The sequence below is a fragment of the Pseudarthrobacter sp. L19 genome (assembly GCF_050859435.1).
Taxonomy (GTDB): Bacteria; Actinomycetota; Actinomycetes; order Actinomycetales; family Micrococcaceae; genus Arthrobacter.
Map to the genome: position 1 here is coordinate 207,868 of NZ_CP193935.1, position 17,203 is coordinate 225,070.

Sequence of the window (17,203 nt, forward strand, 5' to 3'; positions counted from 1 at the left end):
TGGTCACGGTTTCTTGGCGCAGCCGATGGAGGGCTGTTCCATCGGTGAGGAGGCCCCGTCGGCGCGGACCATCATCACCTGGATGCAGGTCTCCCCCGAGGGATTCGGTTCCACCTGCACCTTGGGTTCGGCGGCCCCCTGGAACTCCCCCGTGCCCTGGAGGGAGTAGGTCCGCCATTTGTACTTGTCCCCCGGCTTGGGCTGCGGGTTCTTCCAGGTGAAGGTGACCTTCCCGGCCGCGTCCACGACTCCGGCGAGGTTCTCCACGTCCGGGACCGTGCCGTTGTCCAGGGCGTCGGCGGGCGGCCGGCTGACCTGCTCGGACGCTTTGGCGGCGGGCGCCGGGCGGGTGGTTCCGGCCACGACGCCGACGACGGCGGCCACCACCAGGACGGCGCCGGCGACGACGGCGAGCACCAGGTTGCGCCGGCGGTGGTCCGAAACGGCGTCGGTGTCTCCGACGGCATCGGCTGCCGCCGCGTCAGTGTCCCCAGCGACCTGCCGGCTGGAGCGGCTGACGGTGGCAGCGACGTCGTCGTCCTCCGCGGGGGCGGCGGGCCTGAAGGAGTGCACGGCGCCCGGCTTCCGGACGGTGTCGGCCCCCTGCCGGGCGGCGGGCGCACCGGCGGGGCGGCGGACGGTGTCGCTGCCGGACGCACCCTGCGGTGGCGCCGTCGTGGGAGCCGTTGCGGCGGTGTTCGGTGCCGTTGCCCCGCCGAACCGGGTGGGGAACGTGGGCCCGTGCCCGGTGGCGTCCGGGTCGATCGCCGCGATGCTGCGGACCCGGGTCTCCTCGAAGCTGTCGTCCGGGTGCGGTTCGTCGGCGCGGGGTTCCTCGAGGACCTCGAAGGGGGTCACCGAGAGGTTCAGTTCGGCTTGGATCCGCTGCAGGGCCAGGGCGAAGGCGTGCGCCGAGGAGTACCGCGACGCCGGGGCCTTGGCCATCGCGGTCGCCAGCGCCAGTTCCAGGGACTCGGGCACGTCCGCGCGGCCAAGCTTGGGCACCGGCATGCTGGTGATCCGGGAAATCAGCTCGCGCTGGGAGTTATCCGCGCCCGGCAGGACGAACGGGGACCGGCCGGCCAGCAGGGTGTAAAGGGTGGCGCCCAGCGCCCACACATCCACCAGGACGCCGTCGACCTGGCGGTCGCTGAACTGTTCCGGCGGGGACCACGGGATGGACATGCCGGCGTCCTCGTCCTGGTCCCCGGCGAGGGTCCCGGAGATCCCAAAGTCCGTCAGCGCGGGCCGGTTGTAGTCGGTGACCAGGATGTTCGCGGGCTTGATGTCCCGGTGGGCGATCCCGGCCCGGTGCGCGGTCTCGACCGCGGAGGCCACCTGGATGCCGACGGCCAGAACCTCGTCCACGCTGAAGCGCTGACGCCGGTAGCGGACGTCCAGGCTGGGCCGGGAGCAGTACTCCATGGCCAGGTACGAGTGGCCGGCGTCGGTGATCTCCGCCTCGAAGATCGTGACGATGTAGGGGTGCGAGGAGAGCTGGGCCATCAGGTTCGCCTCGGACTCGAACCGGCGGCGGGCGCCCTCGGTCTTCAGGTCCGAGAGCAGCACCTTGACCGCCACCTTGCGGCGCGGGCGGTCCTGTTCGTAGAGGTAGACGTCGGAGAAGCCGCCGGAGCCCAGCAGGCTGACGTAGCTGAAACCGGGGATGGTGGGCGGCGGCGCGGCGGGTCGTTTGGCGTTCACAGCAGCTCCTCGAAGCGCAACTGGATGCCGTTGCCGAGCTCGGCGATGTCGCCGTCGAACACGATCGCCATCTCGCCCTGGGCGAGCCTTCGCGGGGCCTGGCCCTCGCGCAGCAGCACGGTGCCGTTAGTGGCCTTGAGGTCGCAGAGCATCACGTGCCAGCCCTCCAGCCGGACCTCGACGTGCGAGCGGGAGATGTCCCCGCCCGGGCTGGCCACCTGGATCAAGCGGGGCATGACCGCGCCCTGGACCCAGGAGACCGAGGGCTGGCGGCCGATGATCAGGGACTGGTCCAGGTCAATCAGCTCGCCGGTGGAGAGCCGGACCCGGCCGAGGCGCGGGCGCCGGACCTGCACGCCGTCGCCGGGCAGCGCATGTCCGCAGTAGGCGCAGGCGGCGCTGGTGGGCGGGTTCGCGTGGCCCTGGGGGCAGACCCGGGCCAGGACCATGGGTCCCGTGCCGGGAGCCGGCTCCGGGGGTGCCTGCAGCGGGGCCGCTCCCTGCCGGGCAGCGCGCTCTTCATGATGGTCTGGCCGTCGTGGTCGGTGTCGTCGGTTGCGCCCCGCGACGAGGCCGGTGATGCCGGCGACGGAGCAGCGGGACTGTCCGGGGCCGTGTCCGGGCGGGCGAAGGCGTGGATCAACGACGGCGGCCCCTGCTGGGCAGGCGGCGTGGCGGCAGGAACCTGCCCGGGGGCGGCGGGTGCACGGTCGCCGCCGGTGGCCCAGGGCACCGAATCGATCAGGCCGCCGGGCACGGCGGGCGGCGCGGGGGCAGGAGCGGGCGCGGGCTCCGGCCCGGGGGCGAAAACCGGCTCCGGTTCGGGGGCGGGCTCCGGTTCCGCGGCGGGTTCGGCCGCGGCAGTTGCGGGTTCACCGTCGGCGTCCGGGTCCTCACGGACGGCGGCGTCCTCGATGGTCCGCAGCACGGTCTGTTCCCAGAGGTGGTCGTAGCTGCTGGTGGGTTCGGCCTCGGCCGGCTCGGGTACCTCGGGTACATCCGGGTCCGTGGGTTCAGATGCGGCGGGTTCCGAGGCGGCGGCTGCAGGCTCTGCCGCTTCCGGCTCCGCCGGTGCCAGGTCCTCCGGCAGTTCCAGCATGGTGTCGGCAGAGCTGCCTCCGTCGCCGGATTCGATCTCGGTCTCGTCGGAGGTCTGGTCGTCCGCTTCGTCGGCGGCCCCACCGGCCAGCTCAGCCTCGACATCCGCCGCCGCGGCGGCGAGCAACACCTCGTCGCGGGGTGCCGCAACCGCAGGGGCCGCCGTTGCGGAGGTCTCTACCGCTGCCGGGGTCTGTACCGTCCCGGGCGTACCGCCGTCGAGCGTGCAGACGAGCCCCCGGAGCATCACGACGCCCTCGGCCAGCGGCAGCAGGTCCCCCGCCGCCGCGGCGGCCGCCGCCGCAGCCGCAGCCGAGTCGCCCGCGGCCGCGGGCAGTACGGCTTCGAAACCCTCAGCGGCGGGCAGCCGGCGCTCGGTCCAGGTGGTCACGTCGCGGCCGCTGAGTTCGGTGGTGGCGCCGCCGTCGAGCCGGACGGTCAGGTCAATCTCGCCGCGGAGGAACACCCGCAGGGGCGCCGTCAGGCCCACCACGCCGAACCACGGCAGCCGGAACAGCGACCCGCCCGAGGCCGCGGTGACGGCGTCGAGCACCTCGTGGATCTCCGGGGACCGGCCCAGCAGCGCCCACAGCGGCTCCACCAGGGAGCGTCTGGTGTCCGGCGGCAGCAGCACGACGGTGCCGCCGCGGATGATCCCCAGCCAGTCCCCCGGCAGGTAGCTCAGCTGTGCCCGTTCCTCAGCAGCGTGAGCTGCCGCGGCGTCAGCGCTTGCCATGGCTGTCCCGGTCAGGGGCATCGGCCACCGCACCATCGGGGTCCACGTCCAGGACCTCGGTCGCGGCGGACTCGGCGGTGATGTCCTCGGCCGGGAGCACGTCGGTGTCGACCAGTTCGGGGCGTGGGAGCGTGTTCTCGTCCTCTGCCTCGCCGGGGGTGCGCGGGGCCGTGTGGGCGCCGCCGTCGCCGGCCACGTTGCTGGCGTCCACCACGATGCAGGTGACGTTGTCGCGGCCGCCGCTGCGCAGCGCCGCCTGGATGAGCTGGTCCACCGCTGCCTGCGGGTCCGGCTCGCCGGCAAGGATGCCGGCGATCTGCTCGTCGTTGAGCTCGCCGTTCAGCCCGTCGGAGCAGACCAGCATCCGGTCGCCCTCCTCCACGGGCAGCAGCCAGTAGTCCGCCTCGGTCTCGTCGCCGGTGCCCAGCGCGCGGGTGACCACATGGCGGCGGGGGTGCACGGCGGCCTCGGCCTTGGTGATCTCGCCGGCGTCGACGAGTTCCTGGACCTCGGAGTGGTCCACGCTGACCTGGCTGAGTGTGCCTTGGCTGAGCCGGTAGGTGCGGGAGTCGCCGATGTTCATGACCAGCCAGTACGGCACGCCGCGCTGCTCCACCACCACGACGCCGGTGAGGGTGGTGCCGGCGCGGGAGCCGGTGGCCTCGCGGATGTCCGCGTCAGCCTGGACCAGGTACTGCTGGAGGCCCGCCGCGGTGGCGTCGCGTTCCCCGGTGGCCAGCTGCGGGATGCCGGCGAGGGTGCGGACGCAGATGCCGCTGGCGATCTCGCCGGCCTCGTGTCCGCCCATGCCGTCGGCGACGGCGAAGACCGGGTCCGCGGCGATGTAGGAGTCCTCGTTCATTTCACGGCGGAGGCCACGGTCCGTGCCGTAGCCGCAGTTGAGCCGCAGGCTCGGGGCGCTGCTGCCGGCACCGCTGCTTGCGGCACCCGCGGTGGCTGCGGCGGAGGGAACGGGAGACGGCTGTGTTGTCATGCCTGTCCTAGGTAGAAGGAGCGGTCACCGAAGTGCACGGTGGAGCCGGGGCGTACGTGGGTGGGCTCTCCGGGGGCCAGCGCGGTGCGGATGCCGTCCGGGGTGGTGACGGCGCTGCCGTTGGTGGAGTTCCGGTCGGTCACCCAGATGCCGCCGTCGCCGGCCTGCAGGTGCAGGTGGGTCTTGGAGATGGAGCGGCCCGGGTCGGCTACCGGGATCAGCTGCACGGCGTCCTCGCCGGGGTGGCCGGCGGGGTTGCGGCCAATCAGCGAGGCGCGGTCGAGCTCGATTTCCCGGCCGTCGTCGATCCGGATCCGCAGCATGGCGAGGGTTATCGGCGCGGAGGAGTCGCCGCGGACCTGGGTGCGGTCATGGTCATCGTCGGGGTGGACGCCGAAGGCGCGGTTGTTCGCCGGGGTGCTGCGGACGGCCTCGATCGGCGCGAACCCGGCGGGAGCGGGGACGACGGCGGGGGCGGGCGCCACGGCAGCAGGTTCGGCCGCCGGGGCCGGGGCGGGAGCAGCAGTCGCAGGCCGGGCATCCAGCCGGGCGGCACCCGCGACGGGCGAGGCGACCTGCTGCACCGGCGGCAGGTCGAGCGGGGCGAAGCTGTAGGGGCCCTGGATCCCGCCGGTGGCGATGGGGTTGCGTCCGGCGGCGACGTCGAACACCAGGGTCTTGGCGGCGGCGTCGTGCCAGCCGCGCAGCCCGTTGTTCTTGTCCCACCGGTTGGAGATGACCACCAGGACGGCCCACACGGCGGCGACAACGACGGCGGCCCCGAGGATCCACTGCGCGGCGCCGAACCACTGGAAGGCCACCACCAGTACCGCGGCCACGGCGGCCAGCAGCACCCCGGCTCCGGTGATCAGCCCGCGCAGGAACACCGCGCCGCCGCCGGGGGCGTACCCGTCGGCGTCGGCGGTCCGGAGGCCCAGCACGCGGTTGCCCAGGGTGACGCCGGAACGGGACTCGAACACCGCTTGGACGATCACGTACACCGCGGCGATGCCGAGACCGATGCCGCCGAAGAGCACCAGCGAGGAGGTGTTGTAGATGATGGTTCCGTTGCTGCGGGTGCGGGTGACCTGCGAGAACCCCACAGCGAAAAGGATCGCCAGGACCGCCACAGGGCCGGTCCAGTCCAGCACCGCGGCCCCCAGACGCCGCTGCGCGGTCGCTGGAACCAGCTCAAGCTTGTTCGGCAACGCGGTACCTCCCCTGGTCCGTGGACGTCCGCGCCGGCCGGCCGGGCGTCCCGTGATGTCGCGCCGCCCGGACTGTTTGGCGCTACCGGGATAGTACCGGGTCCGGGGACGCTCCGCGGGGCGGAGGGGACGGCGTGGGCGGCGCGGTTGGCCAGCGGCGTCCCGCAGGCGGGGCAAAATGTGGCGCCCGGGCGGATCGGCTGCTGGCAGCGCGGGCAGCGGTCGGCGTCGGTCATGGCTCGGTGCGGGTCTTCCTGAAGCGTCACTGTGGTTCCTGGGGCGGACCGGGCTCCACTGTACTAGCTTGCTTCCGGCCGGGCCGTTTCCTGCCGGGCAGCACCGGCCTGAGGCTGCGCAGCGTGAGCGCGGCACGGCCCTCGGCCAGCAGCGAGCGGGGCGAGAACCTCGCCTGCTGGCGCCGCCAGAAGCCCATCGTCCCGGTCATTTCCTTGAGCGACCCGTCCACGATCTCCCAGTACTGGCGCACCTGGTCCTCGCTGGGTTCGCCCGCGCCGAAGATGGCGGCGTCGGCGCGGTGGGCCAGCAGCGTCGTCGTGCCCTTGCTGGCGGGGAACGCCTCGCCGAGCACCACGGAGGTTTCCCGCCGGGTGGCCCGGCCGTCCACGCCGGCGCCCAGGTCGGTGGCCAGGCTCAGCACCTCGCTCCAGCCGCCGCCCACGCGCTGGGAGGGGTTGCCTGTGGTGAAGCGGGCCTTCCGCCGCCGGGACTTCAGAAGGGCGATCAGCAGCAGCGGCAGCGCGATCACGGCCACCGGGATGAGGGCGACGCCGATCGCGGAGAGCAGCGGTCCCCAGAACAGCCAGGGGTTGTTCTTCTTCTCGTCCGCGTCGAGCGCGTCCGGGGAGGAGTCCGGCGGGAGCTCGGCCGGCTCCTGCGGCGGGGGCGGCGGCTGCAGCACCTGCGGCTTGGGCTTGGACTTGTTCTCCGGGTCCGGCGGGATCGGGACGTTGTCCTTGGGCGGGGTGGGATCGAAGGCCACCCAGCCGACGCGGTCGAAGGCCACCTCCACCCAGGCGTGGACGTCCTTGCCGGTGATCTGCACCTGTCCGGCGCCGTTTTCCGGGCCCTTGGGGTCCGGGTAGAAGCCCATCACTACGCGGGACGGGATGCCCAGGTGCCGCAGCATCAGGGACATCGCCACGGAGTACTGCTCGTCGTCGCCGAGCATCTGCTTGGCGGTGAGCAGGGCGCGGATGCGGTTGGAGCTGTGGCCGGAGACGCTGGGCAGTTGGCCGTCGTCGATCAGGCCGTTGCTGAAGGCGCCCTTCTTCTGGAAGTGGGCCTCGATCTGCCGGACCCGGTCGATCGCGGTGGGTGCGTCCGCGGCGAGGTCGTTCGCCTGGGACCCCACCACGGGCGGGACTTCCTCGGGGTCCGGCAGGGTGTCCTTGGCGAAGTCGTACTGCGTGAGCTGGCCGTGTTCGAGCATCACCGGGTCGGCCACCTGGACGCTGTAGGAGTCGCCCTTGGCCAGGCCGCGGGTGGTGACGGCGGTGTCCGTGCCGGAGTTGAAGTACAGGCCGGAAGCGGCGCCGGAGCCGTCGCTGGTGAAGCTGATGCCGGTGGTCTTCCGTCCGCCGGGGAGGAAGTAGCCCTGGTAGTCCTCGATGGTCACGTCGAGGGTGTAGTCCCGGGTGGGTACGACGCCGGAGGAGTCCGCCAGGGTGTTCAGCGACTTGGCGTCGCCCACCTTGCTGAAGCTGCCGGAGCCGTTGGGGTCCATCGAGTAGTTGGTGCCGTTGAAGGAATCGAGCGCGGCCAGGCGGACCCGGCCGTCCTTGGGCAGGCCCTTGACCAGGAAGAGATTGTCGTCCTTTTTGTCCTTGACGAAGTTCCGGAAGCTCGCCAGCGGCGTGACGTAGTCCTTCGGGTCGAACGGCGGGACGACGGCGTTGCGCAGCACCCGCCGGTCGTCCCCGCCGGTAAGCAGCGGGGAGGTCACGGCGGTAGTGCCGATCGCCACGGCGATCACGCCGGCGGCGGTGCCGAGGCGGCGGAGCCGGGCGGCACGGGCCGCGGCCGGGTCCGCGTCCGGCCGGTTCACCGAAACGGTGCGGGTGCTGTTGCGGCGCAGGGCGTCCCGTCGGAAGGTGGCCCAGGCGATCGCGATCACGGTCAGGGCGGTGCCGCGCTCCACGGTCAGGAACGCGGCGTTGGTGCTGAAGGCGATCCCGGTGATGAACAGCACCAGGACCGGCAGCAGCGGCCAGTACGGGTTCTTCAGCCGCCAGATCAACAGCCCGGCGGCAAGGGCGGTGAGCAGCGAGCTGAGGAACGGCACGATCAGGGTGCCGCCGGCGGTTCCCACCGGCACGCCCACGGTGAGCATGTCCTTCCAGGCGAAGACGATGCCGGTCAGCAGGGTCCGGAGCGATTCCAGGCTGGGCAGCACGGCGGCCAGGGCCGCGCCCGGGACGGCCAGCGCCGTGCCAAAGATCAGGTAAGCGGCGAGGGTCAGCGCGGCGGTGGCGAGGCCGCCGAGCCGCAGGTGCACGGAGGCGGCGGCGACGCCGAGGCCCAGCAGGACGCCGCCGAGGCCGGCCACGAGGTAGTACGGGTCCCCGCCGAAGCTGAGGCTGAAGCCCAGGACCCCGAGGCCCAGCAGGACGGTGAGGACGCCGGCGTCGAGAAGGTAATGCCAGGCCGGCTGCCCGTCGCTGAACCCCGACATCGTAGGGACGGAACGCGTGGCGGGCTTGCGGCTGGCGGGATTGCGGTCGCGGCGCAGCGGGCTGGCACTCATGCGGCCGCCTTTCGGAGCACGATGGCGAGCTCGGCGAGGTCGCCGAGGGTGAGGACGGTCAGGTCCGCGATGTTGGCGCGGGAGGGGCGGCTCCGGCCTGGACCCGGACGGCGAGGCTGCGGACGCCCGGCGGCACGGACGCGGCCGCGGAGCGCAGCTGCGTGGGGGTGACGTTGCTGCCGACGATGAAAAACACCACCGAGGCGTTCGGGACGGTATCGGCGAGCGTCCGGGCGAGGTCGACGGCGGTCTTCCGCTGCGACGCGCCGACAATCCGGGTCATGTCATCGAGCATGTTGCGGCCGGTCTCGCAGCGCAGGGGGCCTTGCTGGGTCAGGACGTCAAGGTTGCGCTGCTCCCGGATGGCCTGCAGGCCGATGGATCCGGCGGCGGAGATGGCGAGTTCGAACTCCTCCTCGGAGGCGTATTCGTCCGTGTTGGTCGAGAGCGAGATCGCCAGGTGGGCGCGGCGGGTCTCCTCGAACTGCCGGACCATGAGCTTTCCGGTCCGGGCCGTGGTCTTCCAGTGGATGTGCCGGCGGTCATCGCCCGGCACATAGTCGCGCAGCGCATGGAAGGACACGTCGGCGCTGGAGAGTTCGGTGGTGGGCATGCCCTCGAGGTCGCGGATGAAGCCCGCGGCGGACCCGGCGAGGGGCACGGTGCGGGGGTGCACAAACAGGTCGCGCGGTTCGGTCCAGAGCACCTGTCGGCGCAGCAGGTGCAGCGGGTCTGCGCGCACCGAACGGACCGGGCCCACCACGATCACGGCGCGGCGGGCGGTGGGGATGGTGAAGAGGTCCTCGTGCACCTGCGCCGGCTTCATCCGCGGCAGGTGGAACACCGCCGTCGCGGACCCCACCGGCAGTTCCAGGGCGGCGGGCAGCAGCGGCCGCGCCGAGGTGTTGGACACCGCGATGCTGCCGACGGCGCTGTCCCCCACGGCCACCCGCATCCGGGCGAGGTCCAGCAGGACACCGTAGGAGGACCGGCCCAGGATGAAGCCAACGGCCAGCACAAAGAGCACGAACGCGGCGATCGCCGCCGCCTGCGCCTCCTGCCAGCCATAGGCCTGGCCCAGGATCCAGAGCAGCACGGAGCCGGCCAGCACGGCCCAGCCGAGGATACTGACCACGGCCAGGACCGGCTGGACGTGCCGCCGGAAACGGTCGCGAACCAGCCGGGCGGCGGGGGCCAGCGCCATGGCGGCGGTGCCGCGGGCCTCGGCCCAGACGGCGGAGGGGTGCAGCCGCGCGGGCACGCCAGCCCGGGAAAAGGGCTGCTTCAGGCGGTCAGCAAGCCGGGTCAGCGGGGTGCCGGTGGACATAGGGGTGGCCTTCGTTCGTGCGGGAAATGCGGAGTGAAGCGGGACGTTAGACGGCGGCGCGCTGCTGCGGGGCGGCGACGTCGGCCAGCACCCGGGTGAGCACGGCGTCGGCGGTGGCGCCGGAGAATTCCGCTTCCGGGTCCATGACCAGGCGGTGGGTCCAGACGACGGCGGCGAGGTCCTTGACATCGTCGGGCAGGACGAAGTTGCGGCCCTGGGCGGCGGCCCAGACCTTGGCGGCGCGGACCATCGCGAGGGCGCCGCGGACGGAGACGCCCAGGCGGGTCTCCGCGGCGTTGCGGGTCTCCTCGCAGAGCCGGGAGATGTATTCGAGCACGGCGGTGTCCACGTGGGTGGTGGCGGCCAGGTCGGCCATGTCCGCGACGGCCTGGGTGGTGATCACGGCGGTGATCTCCTTGGACCGGTCCTTGAGGTTGGCGCCGCCGAGCAGCTGCACCGTGGAGGCGTGGTCCGGGTAGCCGATGGAGGTCTTGATCAGGAAGCGGTCCAGCTGCGCCTCCGGCAGCCGGTAGGTGCCGGCCTGCTCGATCGGGTTCTGGGTGGCCATCACCATGAACGGCCGGCCGGCCTCGTAGGTGGTGCCGTCCACGGTCACGCGTGACTCCTCCATGACCTCCAGCAGCGCCGACTGGGTCTTCGGCGAGGCGCGGTTGATCTCGTCGGCCAGGACGATGTTGCTGAAGATCGGGCCCTTGTGGAACTCGAACTTCTGAGTCTTCTGGTCGTAGATGGTCACGCCGGTGACGTCCGAGGGCAGCAGGTCCGGGGTGAACTGGATCCGGCTGTTCGAGCCCTGCACGGTGGCGGCGAGGGCACGGGCCAGGGAGGTCTTGCCGGTGCCGGGGGCGTCCTCGAAGAGCACGTGCCCCTCGGCCAGCATGGCCGTGAAGGTCAGCCGGATGACGTGTTCCTTGCCGAGGACGGCCTGGCCGACGTTGGCGACGAGCTTGTCAAAGGTGCCGGCAAACCACTCGGCCTGTTCGGTGGTCATGGTCATGGCGTGGTCCTCTTCTGGATCGGGTGGTTCATGGGTGGGGCCGCCGGGAGGGATTCCCGGCGGCGGCCGGCTTTCGAGGTGGGGGCGGACATCAGCAGCCGCCCGGTGCGGGTCCATAAAGATTCACCGTGGTGGACTTGGCGTACCACTGCGGATGGCTTCCCTCGGTCATCCGGTACCAGGGGGTCCCGTTGCCGTAGATGTCCTTGGTGCAGTCGACGTTCAGCCTTCCCTCGGAGTTCTGCACCCAGCCGACGCCGCAGGACGGGCCGCTCGGGTTGTAGGTGTCCGCCTGGCCGGGTTTGCCCGGGCAGGTGCTGTTGTGCGCCTGGATCTGGGACAGCGGCGGTGTCGGGTCGGCACCGGAGGTGGAGGCCGCGCTGCCGGAGCCGCCGCAGTCCTTGTTTCCGTCGGTGCCGTTGCAGGCCCGAACCGCAAGGGTATGCCGCTGGCTCCAGCCGCCGCCGCTGTGATCGTAGCTGCGGTTGAGTCCAACACTGGTCCAGCCGCCGCCGTCGTAACTGACCTCGTAGCGATTAATCACCCGGCCGTTGTCGTTCGGCTGGCTCCAGGTCCAGTGCACCTGTCCGTCGCCCTTCGCGGACGTGCCGCCGTTGACGCTGGGTGCCCCGGGCGGGCCATAGGGAACTGCCGAGCCGATGGCCTGGGCATCGCCGGAAACGTTGTTCTTGGTGGACACGGCGATGATGTTCACCGTGACGTTCTTTCCGTTGGGCTGGCCGGAGATGGTGCCGCCGGGCGCGTTAATCGGACCGGACCCGTAGGCGGTGCTCCAGCGGTAGGCGATCTCGGAGGCCTGCGAGCCGTTGCGCTGCGCCTGCGTCAGCGGGGTGAAGGTGACCTTCAGTTCCCCGCTGTTGCCGGGAGCGGCCACGGTGCCGCTGCTCACCATGCCGGGTTTGCCGGCCGCGCGGACCGGGGCCGAGGACGGGCTGGTACCGGAGGTGCCGGCTTTGTTGGTGGCCGCCACCGTGAAGGTGTAGTCCGCCTCCGAGTTATCGACGGTCACGTTCTGCGAGGTGCCGGAGACCTGCTGGGTGTTCACCACGGATCCGCCCCGCAGGGTGGTGAGGGTGTAGGCGGAGATCGCGTCGCCGTTGTTGTTCGGCGCCGCCCAGGAGACCTTCATCTGGCTCTGCGAACCGACCGAGCCGGCCTGGCTGGCGCTCGGCGCCGCCGGGGTGACGGGCACGCCGGCGGGGTTTCCGCAGCCGAGTAGGGGCTCCACTCGGAGGGGTCCTTGGCGTCGTTCCTGGCCAGCACGCGCACCGTGTAGGCCACGCCGTTCTTCAGGCCCTTCCAGACGTAGCTGGTTGTGGTCAGGTTCTGAATCTGGGCATTCTGGCCCGCGGGGGCCGGTGAAATCTCCAGGTCGTAGGACTTGATCGCCGATCCCTTGGAGGCGGGCGCCGTCCATGCCACGGCCAGCTGCTTGTCACCGAACTTCAGGGTCGGCGCGGCAGGGGTGTCCGGCTTGACGTCCGGGCGCACCTCGGCGGAGGCCGGGGACGGGTCGGAGGTGTTGATGGCGTTCGTGGCCGTGACGGTGAAGTGGTACTTGGTGTTGTTCGTCAGCCCGTTCAGGGTGCACGAGTTGGCCGGGCAGTCCTGGCTGAAGCCGCCCTCCCCCGTCACCGTGTACTTGGTGATCGGCGAGCCGCGGTCCGCCGGCGGGGTCCAGGTCAGCAGAGCCGTCCGGTCCCCCACGCTTTGGGCCTGCGGGGTTCCGGGGGCCAGCGGCTTGTCCTTGACGGTCAGCCTGATCCGGGCGGTCGCGTTCCGGGACGGGTCGCCGGTCTTGTCCGCCACCGTGTAGGACACCACCATGGTGCCCGACGCGGACGGGGTGACCTGCACGCTGTCCCCGGCCACGGAGACGTTACCGGAGCCGGTCTCCGCGGTGGCGGAGAGGATCTTCAGCGGTGTCTCCGGGAACGGGTTCGCGTCGTTGGCCAGCACGTTGACCGTCACCGGCTTGCCGACGGCGGCGTTTTCCTCGACGTCGTCGTTGGCCACCGGCTTGGGCCGGTTGGAGGCCGTCGCGGTCAGCTGGTACGTGGCCGTCGATTCCAGGCCGCGGCGATCCTTGGCCTTGACCTGGACCGCGCCGGTGGCGCCGGAGGCGGTGCCGTCCTTGACCGTGACCTTGAGCGTCTTGCCGTCGATCGAGGCGTCGAACCCGGCGGGCGCGTTGCCGACGAGTTCGTACTTCATGGAGTCCACGTCGCCGTCGTCCGGGTCGGTGGTGAGCTTGGCCAGGTCGGTGCTGGCGGTGTCGCCCTTGGGCACGTCCACCTGGCTGCCCAGCAGCACCGGCGGGTTGTTCCGGTTGGGGTCCGGGAGCACCTTGGTGCGGATGCTCAGGGTGGACTTCAGGCCGGCCGGGTCGTCCGGGCCGGCGCCGTCGGTGACCTCGAAGCTCAGCGAACCGGGGCCCACGTAGTCCTGGCCGGCGGTGTACTTCAGCGCGGTGCCGTCGCCCGCCACCGGGTCGGAGCCGTCCGCGCCGATCAGCTTGATCCGGTCCGTCTGGGTCAGCCGCGGTGAGCGGCCGTCGCGGACCTTGACCCATTCCTTGAGATCGACCGTGACGGACTGCCCGGCGACCACCTCAATGACGTCGTTCTTGGCCAGGGTGGGAACCTGCTGGCCGATGCCGGGCACCCAGATGATGGCGGTGGACTTCAGCCCGTCCACGTCCTCCACGGTGTAGGGAATCAGCTGCGGCCCCTCGGTCAGTTCGACGATCACGTTGCCGTCGGTGCCGGGCCGGGCGGTGGGCGACTCGGTGGAGATCTTGAGGTTCTCGCCGACGCCGTCGGGGTCCTCGTCGTTCTTGAGCACGGGCACGTCGACGGCGGTCTTGCCCAGTGTCTGGGCGGAGGTGACCCGGTCGTCGCGGGCGATCGGTGCCTGCAGCGGCACGTCCTTCATGGCCTTCACCGCGATCGAAGCCTGGGCGGTGGCTCCGCGGTCGTCCGCCACGGTGTAGCGGACGTTGGTGGTGCCCTCCTCCCCCGGTGCCAGCACGATGATCCGGCCGCTCTGCTTGCTGACGGTGGCCTGCAGCTCCTGAGGGGCCTCGATCTCGTTCGCGAGGATCTTGATCGGGTCGCCGTCGGGATCGGTGTCGTTGCCCAGGGCGTCGACGGCGATCTGCCTGCCGGGCCGGACCTTGACCTCGTCATCCACCGGGGTGGGCTTCTGGTTGACGTCCCCGCGCGGGGCGATACCCACCGTCACGGTGCCCGTGTTCACGGCACCCTGCCGGTCCACCACCTTGTAGCGGAAGGTGTCGGTGCCCGCGCCGTCGCCGGCGGCGGTGAAGTCGATGAAGTTGCTTCCCACGGTGGCCGTGCCCATCGACGGGGAGCTGTCGATCCCGGTCAGCTGGACCGAGTCGCCGTCGGGGTCGATGCCATCCAGTTCCACCGGGATCCGAACGGTGCCGGCGGCCACCACGCGGGCGGTCAGGTTCTTCGGCTGCGGGCGGGAGTTCTGCGCCCCCTCCAGCGGCAGGATGTGGATGGTGACCGCGGCGGCGCTCTTCTGCCCCTGCGGGTCCACGGCGTTGTAGATGGCGCGGACGGTCTTCGGAACGGGTCCGGCGATGAAGCGCAGGGTGTTCTCGGAGACGAAGCTCTTGCCGTCGGCCTCGGGGACGGGCTGCGGGAGCACCGGGTCCACGGTGAGTTTCTGGCCCTGCGGGTGGGTGTCGTTGGCCAGCACCGGAATCGTGACGACGTCGTTGACGCGCACGTTGACCTCGTCCGGCTTCGGTTGCGGGGCCTCGAGCACGGCCGGGGCGGGCACCGGGACCACGGAGACGCTGCCGGTGGCGGACTTGCTGCCGTTGGACATGGTGTAGCGGAAGGTGAACGGTTCCCGCGTGCCGACGATGTCGGTGACCCGCAGGACGCTGTGGTCGATCACGCTGACCGAGGCGGTGGAGTTCTCCGGCACCTGCACGGACTGCAGCACCAGGACCCCGCCGGCCGGGTCCGAGTCGTTGGCCAGCGGGTCCACCAGGACGCTGCCGCCGGTGGGCATGAGGGCGACGTCGTGCACGGCCACCGGGTTGCCGGTGTCCTTGCCGGATTCGACGTCCACCCGGATCAGGCCCTGGGTGCTCTGCGGGCCGTTGCTGGCGATGTAGGTGAGGTAGACGGGACCGGCGGTGTCGCTGCGGAAGGTGAAGGTTCCGCCGTCGGTCACCGGGCCCAGCTGGGCGGGGCCGGCGGCCTCCACCTGGGCCAGGCGCAGGGCGCCGCCGTTGGGGTCTACGTCGTTCTTCAGCGGCGCGATCACCAGGTCCTGGCCGACGACGGCGGTGACGTGGTCCGCGTTGACCACCGGCTGCAGGGCGCCGGGCGGCTGGACGTTGACGATCACCTTGCCGGTGGTGGTGGCGCGGCCGTCCCACACAGTGGCGGTGACGGTCTTCTTGCCGGGGGCGGCGCCGGAGTCCTGGTAGCTGAGGAGGCCGTCGCGGCGGACCTTGACCTGGTCCTGCTCGTTGTCCGCCTTGGCGTCCAGCAGCACCAGGTCATCGCCGTCGGGGTCGGTCCAGTCGGTGAGGATGTTCTGGCTCACGGACTTGCCCTGCTCCACCAGCATGGTGGTGGGCTCGCCGCGCTTGAAGAGCGGCGGCTTGTTCTCGTCGGGGCCGACGACGCTGAGCGTGACGGTGCCGCCGGCGGAGAGGCCGCGGCCGTCCGCGGCGTTGTAGCCGAAGGTCTCGGTGCCGGGCTTGGCGTCCGGCGGGACGGTGATCTGGAAGGCCGTGCCGCCGTAGATGCTCTCCAGGCTGCCCGACTTGGGGCCGTTGCCGGCCACGGAGGCGGTGAGGACGTCGCCGTCGGGGTCGGAGTCATTGTCCAGGACCGAGAGCACGGTGGTGCGGCCGGGCCGCACGCCCACGCTGTCCGGCTTGGTTTCCGGCGGCCGGTTCGGCTTGGTGCGGTCCGGGAGGATGTTGATGGTGTTGTTGTCCGCGGATTCCTGGTCCTGGTCGTTGGACTGGTTCTTCGGCGGGATGACGTCGTCCCAGTTGTTCACCAGCTGCATGTTCTGGTTGACCAGCCAGACGTTGCCGGAGTTCACGTCATTGAGGACCACCAGGTCCCGGTTGACCCGGAAAACATAGCTCGGCGACGCCGAGGCCTTCGGCACGTCAGAGGTCTTGTCGTCCGCGTTGTTCACGCAGTCGCGGACGTACTTGTTAGCCCCCGACCAGGCCGCGTGCACGCAACCGCCCAGCTGCACCGGCGCCGCCGGCACGCCCTGGCCGCCGAACGTCACCGTCCGCGCCGTCGAACCATCCAGCGGAACCTCCAGCAACGCCTTCGGCGTGGCCACGGCCACTGCATCCGAGCCCGGACCGGGCTGCTGCAGCTTGGCATCCTTCGCATCCGCCAGCGCCAGTTCCCGGCCGCCGGGCAGGAACAGCTTGGACCGGCCGGCATCGAGCACCACAGGCTGGTCCCCCACAACCGTCAGCTGCACCGTTCCGGCGCCCTTCAGCCCGTCCCAGGTAGCGGACTGCGAGTCCGCCGTGGGCTTCCCGGCCGTGTCGACACCGGTGACCGTGACCTTCCCGGACTTCGGGTCGACGCTGTAGATCCGGTCGTCGGAGCCGACGACGGAGACCACGCCCTGGCCGCCCTGGAGCACCGGTTCCACGTTCTCCGGGTCAAAACTGTTCAACGAAGACGGCGAGAGCGCCCAGACCGAACCCTTCGCCGGGTCGGTCACGGCAATGACACGCGAGCCGAAGCTGACCTCAGCGGATCCGGGCAGCTTCCGGTCCCCGCCAAGGCGCATCTGCGCGGCGGAGACCTGATTCAGGGTCGCCCCGTTGGCGTCGTCGACGAATACGGTGCCGGCGTCCTGCAGGACATCGAAAGAGGTCGACGCCGGCGTCACGGCGCCGTCGAGCACGCGGGACGGGTAGTTCAGCCGGCCCACGGCATTCTTCGACTTCGAGACCACCCAGACGCCGCCGTCGTTCAAATCCACCTCGGTGGTCTTGAACCCCGGGTACAGCACCGCGGCCACCACCAGGACGGCCAGCGACACCACGAACCCCACCACCGACAGCGCCCGGCGCCGGGCACGGCTCAGGCGCCGGAAACGGGGCAGCAGGGAGCCCGGTTTCTTGGCTTTCAGAGTGCTCAGCAGTCGTGTCACGGCGTCAGTAGTCCCTCAAGAAAAATGCGGCATTGGGTTCCGGGCGGATGCCCCGGGCAGGGCTCGACGCCCCGCGACAGCCTACCGAACGGCCCGCGGCGGCGCGATGGGGAGCTCTGCCCGCCGGCGGCTCCCCCGTGGGCT

The 17,203-nt window shown here is 71.3% G+C and carries 7 protein-coding genes and 3 pseudogenes; all 10 read right to left on the reverse strand.

From position 1 onward, the window contains the following. Nucleotides 1-3 precede the first annotated feature (3 nt). Nucleotides 4-1,704 carry a serine/threonine-protein kinase gene (locus tag ACRQ5B_RS01005; RefSeq protein ID WP_432396060.1) on the reverse strand — a complete coding sequence of 567 codons (1,701 nt, stop codon included), beginning with the start codon at nt 1,702-1,704 and terminating at the stop codon, nt 4-6. Beyond that, nucleotides 1,701-2,060: an FHA domain-containing protein gene (locus tag ACRQ5B_RS01010; protein WP_432396063.1), complete on the reverse strand. Its 360-nt coding sequence runs from the start codon at nt 2,058-2,060 to the stop codon at nt 1,701-1,703. The genes ACRQ5B_RS01005 and ACRQ5B_RS01010 overlap by 4 nt, the downstream gene beginning before the upstream one ends. Continuing rightward, nucleotides 2,006-3,538 carry a hypothetical protein gene (locus ACRQ5B_RS01015; protein ID WP_432396066.1) on the reverse strand — a complete coding sequence of 511 codons (1,533 nt, stop codon included), beginning with the start codon at nt 3,536-3,538 and terminating at the stop codon, nt 2,006-2,008. Before ACRQ5B_RS01015 ends, ACRQ5B_RS01010 begins: the two co-directional genes overlap by 55 nt. Beyond that, a complete protein-coding gene (locus tag ACRQ5B_RS01020; RefSeq protein ID WP_432396069.1) occupies nt 3,525-4,532 on the reverse strand; it encodes a PP2C family protein-serine/threonine phosphatase in 1,008 nt (335 codons plus the stop codon). Before ACRQ5B_RS01020 ends, ACRQ5B_RS01015 begins: the two co-directional genes overlap by 14 nt. After that, entirely contained in the window at nt 4,529-5,740 is a 1,212-nt protein-coding gene (locus tag ACRQ5B_RS01025) for an RDD family protein (RefSeq protein WP_432396072.1), read from the reverse strand. Before ACRQ5B_RS01025 ends, ACRQ5B_RS01020 begins: the two co-directional genes overlap by 4 nt. A gap of 179 nt (nt 5,741-5,919) precedes the next feature. Next, nucleotides 5,920-5,976 (reverse strand): annotated as a pseudogene (locus ACRQ5B_RS01030) (hypothetical protein); the annotation flags it as partial. 26 nt (nt 5,977-6,002) lie between these two features. Beyond that, the gene (locus tag ACRQ5B_RS01035; protein ID WP_432396075.1) at nt 6,003-8,504 is read right to left on the reverse strand and encodes a transglutaminase-like domain-containing protein; all 2,502 of its coding nucleotides are present in this window, start codon (nt 8,502-8,504) and stop codon (nt 6,003-6,005) included. Beyond that, nucleotides 8,501-9,831, reverse strand: a pseudogene (locus ACRQ5B_RS01040) (DUF58 domain-containing protein). The gene ACRQ5B_RS01035 and the pseudogene ACRQ5B_RS01040 overlap by 4 nt, the downstream one beginning before the upstream one ends. Nucleotides 9,832-9,877: 46 nt before the next feature. Next, complete coding sequence (locus ACRQ5B_RS01045; protein WP_290258457.1) at nt 9,878-10,849, reverse strand: AAA family ATPase; 972 nt, start codon at nt 10,847-10,849, stop codon at nt 9,878-9,880. Between the two features lie 91 nt (nt 10,850-10,940). Next, nucleotides 10,941-16,969 (reverse strand): annotated as a pseudogene (locus ACRQ5B_RS01050) (Ig-like domain-containing protein). Between the last annotated feature and the right edge of the window lie 234 nt (nt 16,970-17,203).